The sequence below is a fragment of the Mesorhizobium sp. M7D.F.Ca.US.004.01.2.1 genome, assembly GCF_003997785.1.
Classification (GTDB): domain Bacteria; phylum Pseudomonadota; class Alphaproteobacteria; order Rhizobiales; family Rhizobiaceae; genus Mesorhizobium; species Mesorhizobium loti.
Genome location: NZ_RZRQ01000768.1, coordinates 1 through 427 on the forward strand (window position 1 = coordinate 1; position 427 = coordinate 427).

Below are 427 nucleotides of genomic sequence, written 5' to 3' on the forward strand. Positions count from 1 at the left end.
AAATGTCCGACGACGAGATCATCCTTTCCGAACTTTCCGACGACGAGTTGGTGCAGCAGATGCACGACGATCTCTATGACGGGCTGAAGGAAGAGATCGAGGAAGGCACCAACATCCTGCTCGAGCGCGGCTGGGTGCCCTACAAGGTGCTGACCGAGGCGCTGGTCGAAGGCATGCGCATCGTCGGCGAGGACTTTCGCGACGGCATCCTGTTCGTGCCGGAAGTGCTGCTTTCCGCCAACGCGATGAAGGCCGGCATGTTCATCCTGCGTCCGCTGCTCGCCGCCACCGGCGCGCCCAAGCAGGGCAAGATGGTCATCGGCACCGTCAAGGGCGACATCCACGACATCGGCAAGAACCTCGTCGGCATGATGATGGAGGGGGCCGGCTTCGACGTCATCGACCTCGGCATCAACAATGCGGTCGA

Annotated in this window: 1 protein-coding gene; it reads left to right on the plus strand. The window is 61.6% G+C overall.

Features of this window, described 5'->3' with window-relative positions; translation table 11 throughout:
- Positions 1-2: 2 nt before the first annotated feature.
- A partial coding sequence (locus EN993_RS36710) for a B12-binding domain-containing protein (RefSeq protein WP_206532507.1) occupies positions 3-427 on the plus strand: 425 nt, incomplete at its 3' end.